Source organism: Streptomyces anulatus, assembly GCF_000721175.1.
In the GTDB taxonomy this organism is placed as follows: Bacteria; Actinomycetota; Actinomycetes; order Streptomycetales; family Streptomycetaceae; genus Streptomyces; species Streptomyces anulatus_C.
In genome coordinates, this window is the sequence record NZ_JOEZ01000050.1 from 22,087 (window position 1) to 35,010 (window position 12,924).

The 12,924-nt window shown below is 73.6% G+C and carries 10 protein-coding genes and 2 pseudogenes; 4 read left to right on the forward strand and 8 right to left on the reverse strand.

Going from position 1 to position 12,924, the window contains the following annotated elements:
- Positions 1–374 precede the first annotated feature (374 nt).
- Together IG90_RS0136155 and IG90_RS0136160 are read right to left on the reverse strand one after the other, a co-directional pair.
- Positions 375–806 carry an SRPBCC family protein gene (locus IG90_RS0136155; protein ID WP_030594510.1) on the reverse strand — a complete coding sequence of 144 codons (432 nt, stop codon included), beginning with the start codon at positions 804–806 and terminating at the stop codon, positions 375–377.
- A gap of 64 nt (positions 807–870) precedes the next feature.
- The gene (locus IG90_RS0136160) at positions 871–1,746 is read right to left on the reverse strand and encodes a DeoR/GlpR family DNA-binding transcription regulator (RefSeq protein WP_030594519.1); all 876 of its coding nucleotides are present in this window, start codon (positions 1,744–1,746) and stop codon (positions 871–873) included.
- Between the two features lie 266 nt (positions 1,747–2,012).
- Between IG90_RS0136160 and IG90_RS0136165 the strand changes: the two genes are divergently transcribed.
- Positions 2,013–4,451 carry a membrane protein gene (locus tag IG90_RS0136165; protein WP_030594520.1) on the forward strand — a complete coding sequence of 813 codons (2,439 nt, stop codon included), beginning with the start codon at positions 2,013–2,015 and terminating at the stop codon, positions 4,449–4,451.
- Here IG90_RS0136165 and IG90_RS0136170 read toward each other — a convergent pair.
- The 6 genes and pseudogenes from IG90_RS0136170 to IG90_RS40160 all read right to left on the reverse strand — a co-directional run bounded on the left by IG90_RS0136170 (position 4,418) and on the right by IG90_RS40160 (position 10,863).
- Positions 4,418–6,862 carry a right-handed parallel beta-helix repeat-containing protein gene (locus IG90_RS0136170; protein ID WP_030594521.1) on the reverse strand — a complete coding sequence of 815 codons (2,445 nt, stop codon included), beginning with the start codon at positions 6,860–6,862 and terminating at the stop codon, positions 4,418–4,420. The two genes, IG90_RS0136165 and IG90_RS0136170, sit on opposite strands and share 34 nt — an antisense overlap.
- A 167-nt stretch (positions 6,863–7,029) precedes the next feature.
- Complete coding sequence (locus tag IG90_RS0136175; protein ID WP_030594522.1) at positions 7,030–7,641, reverse strand: Rv1733c family protein; 612 nt, start codon at positions 7,639–7,641, stop codon at positions 7,030–7,032.
- Between the two features lie 30 nt (positions 7,642–7,671).
- The gene (locus IG90_RS0136180; RefSeq protein WP_030594524.1) at positions 7,672–8,499 is read right to left on the reverse strand and encodes an MOSC domain-containing protein; all 828 of its coding nucleotides are present in this window, start codon (positions 8,497–8,499) and stop codon (positions 7,672–7,674) included.
- Between the two features lie 100 nt (positions 8,500–8,599).
- Entirely contained in the window at positions 8,600–9,085 is a 486-nt protein-coding gene (locus tag IG90_RS0136185; protein WP_030594527.1) for a DUF6643 family protein, read from the reverse strand.
- A 304-nt stretch (positions 9,086–9,389) separates the two neighbouring features.
- Positions 9,390–10,245 (reverse strand): annotated as a pseudogene (locus IG90_RS40155) (MFS transporter); the annotation flags it as partial.
- A gap of 109 nt (positions 10,246–10,354) precedes the next feature.
- Positions 10,355–10,863: pseudogene (locus IG90_RS40160) on the reverse strand (hypothetical protein).
- A 226-nt stretch (positions 10,864–11,089) separates the two neighbouring features.
- On the opposite strand from IG90_RS40160, the gene IG90_RS45070 reads away from it, so the two are divergent.
- The 3 genes from IG90_RS45070 to IG90_RS0136205 all read left to right on the forward strand — a co-directional run.
- Positions 11,090–11,266, forward strand: coding sequence for a hypothetical protein (locus tag IG90_RS45070; protein ID WP_167345026.1), 177 nt, complete (start codon positions 11,090–11,092; stop codon positions 11,264–11,266).
- A gap of 306 nt (positions 11,267–11,572) precedes the next feature.
- Positions 11,573–12,247 carry a SulP family inorganic anion transporter gene (locus IG90_RS40165; protein ID WP_030594530.1) on the forward strand — a complete coding sequence of 225 codons (675 nt, stop codon included), beginning with the start codon at positions 11,573–11,575 and terminating at the stop codon, positions 12,245–12,247.
- Positions 12,248–12,283: 36 nt separating this feature from the next.
- Positions 12,284–12,924: TerD family protein (locus tag IG90_RS0136205; protein WP_167345027.1), on the forward strand; the 641-nt coding region annotated here is incomplete at its 3' end.

Below are 12,924 nucleotides of genomic sequence, written 5' to 3' on the forward strand. Positions count from 1 at the left end.
CGTCCCTCCCGTGCCCGCCGGAGCTTCCGGCAGCCGGGACCGGGCGGGAACGCGGGGGCTCCCCGCGCTGCTCCCGGCCGCGGGCAGGCCCGCTGGACGACGGCGTGGGCGGCCAGGACCCGGCGGTGCCGGCCGAGCGCCGGCGCCAGCACGACGTGGGCGAGGCGCACCAGGCGGGGGTAGTGCTCCACGAGGGCGGCCTCGCCTGCTGCACGCCCGTGCGGTCGGGGCGTACGCCGGTCCGCTGCTGCGGTTGACGGATCGGCATGAAAGGGGTGCCTTCAGGGGACCGTGGCGGGATGTCATACCGACAGACGAGTCAATCGTGTGACGGTCACATCACCAGCACGCCTCGCCCGGGCACGTCGCCAGGGTCAGGCGAGCAGGGAGTCCAGGACCTTGCCGAACATCCGGCGCCCGGTGGAGGCGAGCAGCGGGTCACCCCACCGGGGCACCAGCCGCACCCGCAGCTCCTCGACCCAGACCACATGGGAACCGGAATCCGTCGGAAGCACGTCGATGGAGGCCCGGCCCAGCACCACGGAGCCCCGCTTCTCCAGTCGGCAGACCCCGGCCCGGCCCCCGGCCGGCGGCGTCCACCGCACCACTTCCATCGGATCGTCGAACGCCAGCGGGCCCAGCCCCGTGCGCGCCACGAAGACCGTCCCGAGCTGCGAGGGAAGCCCGGTCGGGACCGAGATCGCGGTCAACGGCACCTGCGCGGCATGCCGCTCCCAGTCGGTCACCCGGCGCCAGGCCTCGGCTGCGGGGAGAGGGGAGAAGCGCTCGATCCGGAAGACGGCCACACCACGATCCTATGGGGTGTCCGGCGGCCCCGCGCCGGGCCGAACGGAATCCGGAGAGCCCGCCTCAGCCCTCGGTGGCGGGCACGGCGTCGGCGGCCCCGGGGGGCGCGGCCGTCTCGGCGGGGGAACCCGCCACCAGCAGACCCGGCAGATGTTCCCCGATCTCCGCGCGCGTCTCCGGCGCCAGCCCCGCGTCCGTGACGAACGTGTCGACCTCCTCCAGGGCGGCGAAGGAACTCAGGCCCACCGTGCCCCACTTGGTGTGATCGGCCACGACCACGATCCGGCGCGCCGCCCGGACGAAACGGCGGTTGGTCTCCGCCTCCGCGAGATTGGGCGTCGAGAGCCCGGCCTCGGCCGAGATCCCGTGCACGCCGAGGAACAGCACGTCGAAGTGGAGGGAGTCGATGGCCCGGTCCGCGACCGGCCCCACCAACGAGTCCGAGGGCGTGCGCACCCCGCCCGTCAGCACCACCGTCGCCGCCCCGGGCCGCGCGCCGCGCCCCCCGGTCGGACGCTGCGCGTCGTGGAACACGTCCGCCACCCGCACCGAGTTGGTCACCACCGTCAGATCGGGCACGTCCAGCAGATGCCGGGCCAGCGCGAACGTCGTCGTCCCGCCCGAGAGGGCGATGGCACTGCCGGGCAGCGCCAACGCCGCCGCCGCCCGCGCGATGTCCTCCTTGGCGCTCAGCTCCAGCGCCGACTTCGCCTCGAACCCGGGCTCGTGCGTACTCGCCTCGACGACCGGGACCGCACCGCCGTGGACCTTCTCGATGACGCCCTGGCGGGCCAGCGCGTCCAGATCCCGGCGGATCGTCATGTCGGAGACGTTCAGCTTGCGGGTCAGTTCGTTGACCCGGACCCCACCACGCCTGCGCACCTCGTCGAGGATCAGCGCGCGGCGCTGCTCCGCGAGCAGGTTCTGATTCTCGCTCAACGCCGGGTCCGGTCCTTCCCTCTGCCGTACGGGCCGCAGCGGTCTGCGCGACACGCTCATCCTGCCACGCAGGCATGTCCGGCGTATCACCTGGGGAGATTCCGTGTGACCGCTCACGCCCCCGCCCCGCGCCCGGAATCCTGGGTCCGGACGACGACCGGCGGATCACCACGCCCGGAGCCCACGGCGTCCCGGCCCCGCCCCACCCGCTCCTGTGCACGTCTTCGTCGGCCGCGAGGCCGGCGCACCCGAGAGAGAGTTCCCCCTTGGCTCCTGCAGCCCCGCCCCCGCCCCCGTCGGCCTCCCCGCCCCCGCAGCACACCGGGACCGCACTGGAACTGCTCGTCCACGGCGTCGGCGGCGCCACCCCGCAGGAGATGCTGGGCGACCCCCGAACCGTCCGGGTCACCGGGGACGCGACCGCCGCCGTGTACCGGCGCACCGACGACGCCCACGGCGAGAAGCACCCCGAGCGCTACCGGGGCGAGCCCGTCGCCGAGGCGTACTGCTGGTCCGGACTCACCTCCGGCAACGGCTCCCGCGCGCTGTGGCTGCTGCTCCTGCCGTTCATGGTGGTCAACCTCGCCCACTGGATGCGCCCCACCGCCCCCGGCCGCACCCGCGCGGTACGGCTGTACGGCGTCCTGGTGCGGCTCGTCGCGCTCAGCCTCACCGTGCTGCTCACGGCGGCCGCCTGCGAGGTCGCCCTGGACCTGCTGGCCTGGCAGTGCGCGGGCGCCGAGGCCTGCGCCGAACGCCGCTCCTGGCTCGGCTTCCTGTCGGCCCATCAGGGCGGCTGGTGGTCCCAGCCCGGACGCCGCCTCGCCCTGGCGGCCGTCGTGCCAGCGGCCCTGGTCGGGCTCCTGTGGTACCTGTCCAACCGGACCTGGAGCGCGTACGAGGCCCAACGCCCCCTGGACGTCGGGGAGACCGGCGCGCACGACCCCGACGGCTCACAGGAGGCCCACGGCCCCGGCGCACCCGACCCGGACGCCGACGGGGCCCCGCACCCGCCCGCTTCGGTCCGCCCCGCGCTCGGCAGGCCCGGCTTCTGGTACGGCCGCCGGCTCGTCGCCCGGCTCCGCGCCGCCCACACCGCGGCCGGGTTCCTGACCGTCGCCGCAGCCGTCGCCGGCGCCGCCGCCCGACACGACCGGGGCGCCGACGGCCCGGTGCCCCGGTTCCTCGGCGCGGCCGTCGAAGGCGGCATCGTCCTCTGCGCGATCGTCGTCGTCTGGGTCGTCTGCCGCCGGGGCCGCAGCGAACGCACCCGCGACACCCGGCTGGACGCCGCCCTCATCACCTATCTGCCCGGCTCCGCCCTCGCCCTGCTCACCCTCGCCGTCCTGTACGCGTCCTGGTCGCGCCCGGACTGGCAGTCCTCCGGCAGCCTGCCCGGCGAGGCCACCTTCCGGCTCCTCGCCCTCGGCCAGGGCGTCCTCGTAGTCGCCCTCGCCGTGGTCGCCCGGGGCCTCTACCGGCGCACCCCCGAACCCCGCACCATCCTGCACGGACTCGGCGGCCCCGCGGTCGCCATGCTCGCCTGCGCCCTCGGTGGCGTGATGACCGGAGGGGTCGCCCAGCGCGTCGCCGACTGGCTCGACGGATCCGGCACCCCGGGCATGGGCCACGGCACCGACATCGCCGGGCCGCCGGTCCTGCTCAGCTGGCAGGCCTCCGTCATCCCGGTGCTCCTGCTGCTCCTGCTCGTCCCGGTCCTGGTGCTGATCGTCCGCACCGCCCGCACCGCCCGCCGCCTGGGCCCGGTCATCGAGGCGGAGTACGCCCCAGAACCGGCCGACGAGGGCCGTACCCGCCGCATCGCCCGGATCCGTGCGACCGCCGCCCTCACCGACTCCGCGCCCTGGATCGTCGGCGTGGTCTCCGCCGCCACCCTGCTGCTCGGGGCGGGCGCGATCGCCGGCTCCTGGCGCAGCGACGAGGTCCCGGGCCGGGCCGCCGACGGGCGCGGGCCGCTCCTCGAGTCCTTCGCCGAGGCCGCGCAGTCGACCGGCTCCTGGCTGATCGGCTTCGGCTTCATACTGTTCGTCGCCGGCGGCCGCCGCGCCTACAAGGACGCCTCGGCCCGCCGCACCATCGGCATCCTCTGGGACGTGGGCACCTTCTGGCCGCGCGCCGCCCACCCCTTCGCGCCCCCGTGCTACGCCGAGCGCGCCGTACCCGACCTCGCCTCCCGGATGTCCGCCTGGACGACGACCACGCCCCGGGGCCGGCTCGTCATCTCGGGCCACTCGCAGGGCAGCGTGCTCGCCGCCTCCGCCGTCTGGCAGTTGCCCGACGCGACCCGCCGCCGGGTCGCGCTGCTTACCTACGGCTCACCGCTGGAGCGGCTGTACGGGCGGTGGTTCCCGGCCTACTTCGGCCCCGAACCGCTGCTCGGGCTGCACCGCTCGATGCACTGCTGGCGCAATCTGTGGCGGGCCACCGACCCGATCGGCGGCCCCGTCCGCATCTGCGCCGACCCCGACCCGGGCGTCGACCGGGGCCCCCTGAAGGACCCCCTGGCCTACGGGCGGACCACGAAGCTCCCCCTGCCCGAACCGATCCTCGGGCACTCCGACTACCAGGCCGACCCGGCATTCGCCGACGCGCGCGCCGACCTTCTGGAGGAGCTGGGCCCACTTCTCCCGCGACAGGCGGAGGCACGGACTCAGAAGGGCAGCTCGGGGAGGTCCTCCGGATAGAGCAGGGTCAGGTCGGCCGTGCTCGTCTCGGCGAGCTGGGCGACCCGGCCCGCGTGCCGCTCCACCATCGACTCGAAGGTCTGCCGGGCGGTGCGGCCGTTGCCGAAGGCGGGGCCCTTGGGGAGCGCGGTGAAGTACTTCAGGAGCGCCTCCCCGGTGCCCTCCGCCAGGCTGTACTCATGCTCCTCGGCCTGCTGCTCGACGATCCGCAGCAGCTCATCGGGGAGGTAGTCGCTGAAGGTGATGGTCCGGGAGAACCGTGAGGCCACCCCGGGATTGACGGTGAGGAACCGCTCCATCTCGTGGGTGTAGCCCGCGACGATCACGACCACCGCGTCCCGGTGGTCCTCCATCAGCTTCACCAGGGTGTCGATGGCCTCCCGCCCGAAGTCCCGGCCGGAGTCCTCGGGGGAGAGGGCGTACGCCTCGTCGACGAACAGCACCCCGCCGCGCGCCCGGTCGAACGCCTCCTGGGTCCGGATCGCCGTCGAGCCGATGTGCTCGCCGACCAGGTCGACCCGGGACACCTCGACCAGATGGCCGCGCTCCAGCACCCCGAGCGAGGCCAGGATCTCCCCGTACAGCCGGGCGACCGTCGTCTTGCCCGTACCGGGGGAGCCGGTGAAGACGAGGTGGCGGCGGACGGACGCGGCCTTGAGCCCGGCCTCCTGACGGCGGCGGCCCACCTCGATCATGTCGGTCAGCGCCCGCACCTCGCGCTTGACGCTCTCCAGCCCCACCAGCGCGTCCAGTTCACCGAGGACCGCCGAGGAGTCCCGGGCCGGCTCCACCGGAGGGACCGGTTCCGCAGCGGGCTCGACCGCACGCTGCCCGGGCAGCGCGCCCAGCAGACCGGGCGTCGACCGGGTTTCCGTCAGCACCGCGGGCGCCGGAGCCGGAGCCGTACGGAGACCGCTCTCGTCGCTCGTGCAGTCCTCGGCCACCGGGCCGGTCGCGGAACCGCCGTCGCCAGACGGACCGGCGCCCTCGGGGAACTCGTAACCGCCGCGGGCACACCGCTCGGTACGGCAGCGTGTCAGCGTGGTGCGGCAGCCGTCCATGACGTGGAAGCCGTAACCCTCGCTGCCCGTCACCCGGCAGCTGTCGAAGGTGCCCCGGCCCTCGGCCGAGACGTAGAACCCCGCCTCGGCGGGCGAGGTGACCGTGCAGCGCTCGATCGTGGGGTCCGCGCCCTTGGTCACGATGACCCCGGTCTGCGCCGCGTCGATGGTGCAGTTGTTCAGCGTGCCGCCGCTGCCGTGGTCGCGGAACCAGGCGCCCGTGGACGCCTCACGGATCCGGCAGTCGTCCAGCTGCGCGGTCGCCCCGTCGCTCACGGAGACGGCGGTGTTACGGATCTGGGAGAGGTCGCTGTCCACCACGTCGGCGCGCGAACCCCGGTCGAGGACGAACAGCGCGTCGGGCACGTCGTGCACCCGGCAGGCGTCCAGTATCACCGTCGCGCCGTCGCTGACCCAGACCGCCGGGTAGTCGCCGGTACTGTCGTGGATCTCGCACTGGTTGGCGTCCACCCGGGTTCCCGGATCCCAGACCGAGAGCCCGTTGCGGCCGAAGCGGCGGACCGTGGAGCGGGTCAGCGTGAGCACCGAACGAGACCGCAGGTCGACGGCGTTCTCCGGGATGTCGTGGATGTCGCAGTCGGCGAGCGTCAGCACCGCGTCGGTGTCCAGCGTGACGCCGTCCGCCGACGTGCGGTGCACCGTGCAGTCGGTCAGATGGGCCGAAGCGCGGGCGGTGACCTGGATGCCGCTGCCCTTGATCTCGTACACCTCGCAGCCGAACGCCTCCAGACCGCTGCCCTCGCCGGTCACGCCGATGCCCGCCCCGGAGGCGTGATGGATCCGGCAGCGGTCCAGGCGCGGATGCCCGCCGTCGCGGACCGAGACCCCGGACTGGCCGGCCGAGACGATCTCGCACTCCTCGAACACACCGCCCGCACCGTCCAGCACGGCGATGCCGACCCCGGCCGGGTTGTCGACCGTGCAGCGCCGCACGGTGGGCCGGGCCGCGCCGCGCACCTCGATGCCCGCGGCGGACCGCGTCACGATCCGCAGGTCCGTCAGCTCCGCCGTGCCGTCCTCGACCAGCAGCGCCGGGGCAGCCGAGTCCTGGCCCTCGACGTGGAGGTCCTGGATGACGGCGGAGGCGCGCACGGTCAGGGGTACGCCGTCGACCGGGGCGATCCGCACGGAACCGGCCGAGCCTTCGGGGCCGCGCAGCGTCACCGCGCGGTGGACGACGAGGTTCTCCCGGTAGGTCCCGGGCGCGACGGTGAGGACGTCGCCGTCGGCTGCCGCCTCCAGGGCCGCGGAGAGGGAGGCGTACTCGCCCGTGCGGCGGCGCCATCGCGATGTGCCGGTGTGCGTCACCTGGACCGTGCCCTGTGCCATGGAGTTGCTCTGCCCCCACCTCGTGCTGTGCGATGCCTCGGGTCCGTCCGTCGCCGGGGAGGCGGACGGGGTCGGACCACCGTAGCGCGCGCGAGGGGCGGGAGTTGACGAGTCGGCCCCTCGGTGCGATGTTGCCGACCGCCGCCTCCGGCCGGGGGAGACCGTGGTCAGCCGCCCGTTCCGGCCCCGCCCCAGTCCGGACCCGCCGAGGCCCACTCCCGGTCCAGCCGCGCGTACCGCTGCCGCACCATGCGCCCTACGACCACCCTGCGGCCCGCCTCGACGCATCCGGCGGCGAGCAGGAACGTGCCGATGCCTCCCAGCACCGCGTGGGTCCGGGCGGTGCGCCCGTCCATCGGCGGCGGAACCGGCAGCCCTGCCGCGTCCGTCCAGATCCGCACCCGGGCCCCCGGGGCGCCGGGCCGTGACGCGGTGGCCACCTCTCCGGTGCGGGGACTGCCGTCCGGGGCCTGCCAGGACGCCACCACCACCCAGGTGAGCGCGGTCGGTTCGGAACCGCCCTCGGGATCACCGGCGAACCGCTCCCGCCCCGGCAGCGCGCCCACCACGACCGCGTCGACGGGGTGGCGTTCCTCGTGCTGGGCGCGCACCGACCGCTGGAGTGAGGCGTCGGCGACCGCGCCGCCGGCCCAGCCCGCGGCCGGGGCGCCGATCACGAGGAGCAGCAGCGCTCCGAGCGCCACCCGGGCCTCGCTGCGGTCGGTGGCACGGCGCAGCGGATTGCCCCGCCCGCGCAGCAGTCCCCACAGGACCCACACGCCCGTGCCCCCTCCTCCTTTTCGTCGGCTTCATCGATCCAGGATCCGCACGGGGTCCCCGACCCGGATCACTCCCGTCCCCTCGGGGATCAGATTCTGGCCGAAGACCAACTGCTTGCCGAACCGGCGGTGGCGGGCCAGCGTGAGCAGCGGCTCCCTGCCCCGCTCGGCGGTGTGCTGGTCGGTCGTCGTGATCACGCAGCGGCCGCAGGGCTTGGCCACCGCGAAGGCGACCTCGCCGATGGAGATCCGCCGCCAGCCGTCCTCCGCCCAGGCCTCGGTCCCCCCGATCACCACGTTGGGCCGGAAACGGTCCATCGGCAGCGGGCCCTCCTCGGGCCGGTCGCCCGCGGCGACCAAGGCGTTGAGCGCGTCGAGCGAGGACGTGGTGGTCATCAGCAGCGGGTAGCCGTCGGCGAGGGTGACCGTGTCCCCGGGCCGGGAGAAGAGCGGGTCGACGGGCCTGCGGTGCGACGGGTCGTCGAGATGCACGAGCCGGACCTCCGTACCGAGGACCGCGCTCAGCCAGTCATGCGCGTCCTCCGGTGCCGCCGCCACCACCACGGTGTCCCGGTGCAGCTCCACGGTGAGCATCCGGTCCGGTTTCGGCGCCTCCACCCGCAGGGGCGGGTGGCCCGGCGCGGACAGGAGCACGCCACCGCCCGGCAGCGGCTCGGCCGCGATCCGCGCCATGGACGGCTGCTGACGCTGTGTGACGGCCCTGGCCGCCTTGTCGACCAGCATCCAGCGGCGGTCGCCGTCGAGTCCCCATGGCTCGACGGCGACCGTGTCGCGTGCGCGCGCGGCGAGCGACTTCACCGGATGGACGTGGGCGGACCGGAGCACGGGAAAGCTCATGCGCCCATCCTGCCAGCACCGCCGGACCCTGTACGCGCGGCTCCTTCCGGGCATCGGCCCGGTGCGTCCCCCGGCGCACCTCGCTGTACGGAGTCGCGGTTCAGTACCCCCGGCTCTGGTAGGGCCGGTTGTACGGGTCCTCGTACGGCGACTGTGCCGGCGCGGGCCGCGGCGAGGCCGGGCGCATCGACTCGTACCCGGTGGCGGGCGCGGGGCGCTGCGGCTGGGGCTGCTGCGGATAACCGCGGACCGCCGAGGGCTGCTGCGGGATGTACGGCGCGGGCGCGTGCTGCAGTTGGGCGGGCTGCATCGGAGCGTGCTGCGCCGGAGCCTGCTGGTACTGCGGCATCGGCTGCTGCTGCGGGTAGCCGTAGGAGCCGGTCTGCTGCGACGGGGCCGCGGGCAGCGCCGGCAGCGCGGACGGCAGGGCCGGCAGATAGCTGCTGCCGGTGTCATAGGCGGCTGGCACACGGATGGGGGCGATCTGCGGGGTTCCCCGCTCCGCGACCAAGGAGTCGTAGATCGGAGTGTCGGGGAACGACGCGGCGTAGTAGCCGCCGCCGAAGGTGGAGCGGGGGGACGTCATGCCACCTAAGTTAAGCCCACGATGTGCTGTATGGGGAGCCCCAATCTTCGGGTTATCCGTTTTACGCTGGTTCTGTGCGCCCGGCCCGCCAAAGCAACGTTAAAGCCTTCGTTAACGGCAGGGGCCTTTCCGCTGGTGGGCGTTGGCTTCGGCCCGCGCTCCCGACGGTGAACGGGAACGGCGTCGACGCACTCGGGTGGCAAGCGAATAGCGATTGGCCCAAAGCGCGATGCGCACGACTCGGCGTAGCGAAGATCGTCCGCGGAGGTGAAAGGCCCGCCCTGGTTCAGCGGCAGGACCAGCAGGGCGGCCGGCCCGCCGGTGACGGGGCGGCGAGCACCCCCGCCGCCAGGAGCGGCGGTCCGGACGCGCGGGCGACCCGCCGCCCGCCGATCCGGTCGACGAGCAGCCCGGTGAGCGGGGAGGGCAGGAACACCGCTCCGGCGGGCAGGGAGATCACGAGGCCCGCGGCCTGGGCGGTATGACTGTGCGCCAGCATGTGCATCGGCGTCATCGTCATGACCGCGATCATGACGACCTGGGCCAGGACCGTCACGGTGGTGCCGACGACGACATCGTGATGCCCGGCGGGCGCGGGCCCAGCGACGCGGGGCCCGCCCGAACCCGCGTCGCCTGTGTCCGCGCCTTCGTCCGCGGCGCTCGCCGCCCGGGCGGTCAGCGCCTGGGCGAGCCGGAGCGGACCGGGCCGGAGCAGACAGGCGAGCAGGGCCGCGGTGGCGGCGAACGCCGCCACCGCCGGCAGGAAGGGCCCGGCGAGCCGCGGAACGCCCCAGGCGTGCGCGACCTCGCCGGCCGGCGTCACCAGCATGGGCCCGGCCACCGCACCCAGCGTGGTGGCGAAGAGCACCGTGCTCACGGCCCGTCCGCGACGGGGAGGGGAGACCAGCTCCGCGCCCGCGTAGCGCACCCGTGAGGCCGCTCGCGGTACCGGTCCCGTACACCAGGAGGGCCGGGAGGAGCAGCGTGACGCTTCCGGTGACGGGGGCCGCCACACCCAGGTTGCCGAGCGCCCCGAACGCGTAGCCCAGTGCCGGTCCGGGGCGGCGGCCCCAGCGGGTGCGGGACAGCCCTTGGCAGGGCCCCATGGTCGTCCCCGCCGGGAGCCCTGCGCCGCTCATCGTCCGGGCCGGTACCAGCACGATCAGAATGCGCCGCTGTTCGGGAACCTCCCCCGACGCCACCGGATGTGGGCCTTGCGAGTAGACAAAGGAGTGTTTCCGATCGTCATGCGGACGAAGAGTGTTCTGCTCAGGCCACGGCCACGGGTTTCAGCTCCGCGATGTCCGTCAGTGAAATCCCCATCTGCTCATGGAGGAACCGCACCGTGGTCCAGTGCGGCAGCGCGCCTTCGTCGAACGGGCCGCATTCCCGCCAGTACGGGGAGATCGGGCGCAATGCCTCTGACGTTGCCTGTTCGCGACCCGGCTCCTCCTGATAACCCTCGTAAGTGATACCGCGGTGGTTGATGCAGAACCGCCCGGGAAGTCACTCTTCGCGAAGCTCGCGGTATTGGCGGTCTTAAGGATGAGGTAGTGCCATATCTCGTCGATGTCCTGTTCGGCCGGCAGGGAAAGCCCACTGCCCCGGTGCCGGGAGACGAGGTAGAGGTACCGCAGGCATTCGGTGATCCGACGCTCCATGAAGCCCTGCGGTGTGTCCGGCTCCCGGTCACGGAATTGCCGCAACGCCTCGGTGTGCTGCGCGTCCCCGAGGAGGCGCTTCAGGTCGTCGGAGGAGAGGGTCTGCCCGCTGGCGATGGCACTCCGTCTTCTGCCGGGGGAGATGACGGCTCGTCAGGCGCGGTGTACGGCGAGCGAGCCGGGCGTACCTGTCGGATCGCCCGACGGAAATAGGGGTACGGTTTTCGATCCGGCAGTGACGTCCGGTCAGTTCGCCGATGCTCTGCCGTAGCGTCGCCTCTTCCGTGGCGTCGACGGGTTCGTCGGTGAACGTCGTGCCGAGCAGGGTGGCGTCGGCGTCGCCGTGGAGTTGGTGCAGGAAGATCCGGGGGAAAGCGTCCGTGATACGCCGGTCGAGGTCGCCCTTGGCACCGGGCCGTTCGGTGTGCTCGGCAATTCCTTCTGCCTGCCGCAGAAATGGGTGATCGCTGCGGGGTCCGGTGTGCCGTCCAGGGTGCGCACACAGTCGCCCGACCGGTAACGGACGAGCGGCATGCAAGGATCGCGCACAGTTTCCGGGCGTCCCTGCGGGCCGGTCAGGAGATAGAGCCGGTCTTCGGCGCCGCGCTGTGCAGCCGTTCTTGGGTGCGTCGCCGGTGCAGCCGTTCTTCGCGGCCTGCTCGGCGGCGAGCCCATTCCGTTGATGGTGCGGAAGGTGTTCCCCGTGCTGGGCCGACGAATGGATATCTCGTCGACCGCCCGCTGAATGTGAAAGCGCGGTTGGGTAACTGTCAGTGAACCGCAATGCCGAACCATAATCCAAGGCGTCGCGGATTCTGCACGGTGTGTGGCTGCTGTCGCGGCCCTGTTCCCCGCCGTACTCGCGCTGATTCCCGTGGCCACGCTCGCCGGTGTCCTCATCCACGCCGGCGCCGAGCTCATCCCCGTCCTGACCATCCGCCAGCTCCGGCGCGATCACCGGGGCGAGGACGTGGTCCTGTTGGTCACCGCTCCGGCGATCGTCCTCACGGACATGTTCCTGGGCGTTCTGCTCGGCGTCGGGATGGCCGTGGTCAAGACGGCGTGGGAGGCCTTCGCCGTCCGCCTGGACACCGACGAGCAGGACGACCGCACCACGGTCACCCTCAGCGGCAGCGCATCCTTCCTGCGCCTGCCCCTGATCCTCGACACGCTGGCGGACGGGCCGGTGGAGCTCGACCTCACGCGGATGCGCCATGTGGACCACGCCTGCCGCACCGCCCTGGAGGTCTTGAGCCCGCGCGGCGGCACCGTAGGCGACCCCGTACCGGCGACGGACGGCACACCGCGCGAGGCCGCCCTCGCCGCCGTCGCTCGGGACGGCGAAGGCCACCCTCGCCCGGAGAGCCGCCGGCGGAGGCCGCCGGGACGACCCGGGCCGCCGAACCCCGAGGGGCGGCGGCCCGGGGGCGTCCCGCTGCCCGGGGATCCCCGGGACGGTCTCGGGGCGGGTGCCGCACGACACGCCGGGTGCGGGGATTAGGTTGTGGGGGAAAGCCTGCGGGCAGCCGGACTCGTGATGGGGGCGAGCATGACCATGCAAAAGGGAACCAACGTTCCGGTGCCGGCCGGTACCGTGCGCGTCGCAGTGGGGTGGCACACCGCACCGGGCACCCCGGACGTCGACGCCTCCGGGCTCCTGCTGGTGGCGGGGAAGGTCCGCAGCGACGCGGACTTCGTCTTCTACAACCAGCCGGCCCACGTGTCCGGCGCGGTCCGGCACGAGGGCAAGCAGACCGCGGCCGACCGCGTCACCGACTCCCTCCTCGTCGACTTCGGCAAGGTCGAGCCCGGGATCGAGCGCATCGTCGTCGCGGCCTCGGCGGACGGCGGGACCTTCGGCCGGGTGGGCGGACTGTCCGTACGGGTCACGGACGCGGCGGGCGGCGCGGAGCTGGCCCGCTTCGACAGCACGGACGCCACGGTCGAGACCGCCTTCATCCTCGGCGAGCTGTACCTGCGTCAGGGCGCGTGGAAGTTCCGCGCGGTCGGGCAGGGCTACAGCACCGGTCTCGAAGGCCTGGCGACGGACTTCGGCATCTCCGTGGACGAACCGCAGCAGGCCCCGCCCGCACCACAGGCCCCTGCCGCCCCGTCGCAACCACGGCCCGCCGCCCCGGCCCCCGCGCCGGTCGCCGCCGCCCCCGTGGCCCCCGCCCC

Excerpts from the sequence above, each read along its gene's own strand:
- IG90_RS0136180 (WP_030594524.1), bottom strand. The coding sequence starts at position 8,499 with ATGAGCTTTCCCGTGCTCCGGTCCGCCCACGTCCATCCGGTGAAGTCG.
- IG90_RS0136170 (WP_030594521.1), bottom strand. The coding sequence starts at position 6,862 with ATGGCACAGGGCACGGTCCAGGTGACGCACACCGGCACATCGCGATGG.
- IG90_RS0136185 (WP_030594527.1), bottom strand. The coding sequence starts at position 9,085 with ATGACGTCCCCCCGCTCCACCTTCGGCGGCGGCTACTACGCCGCGTCG.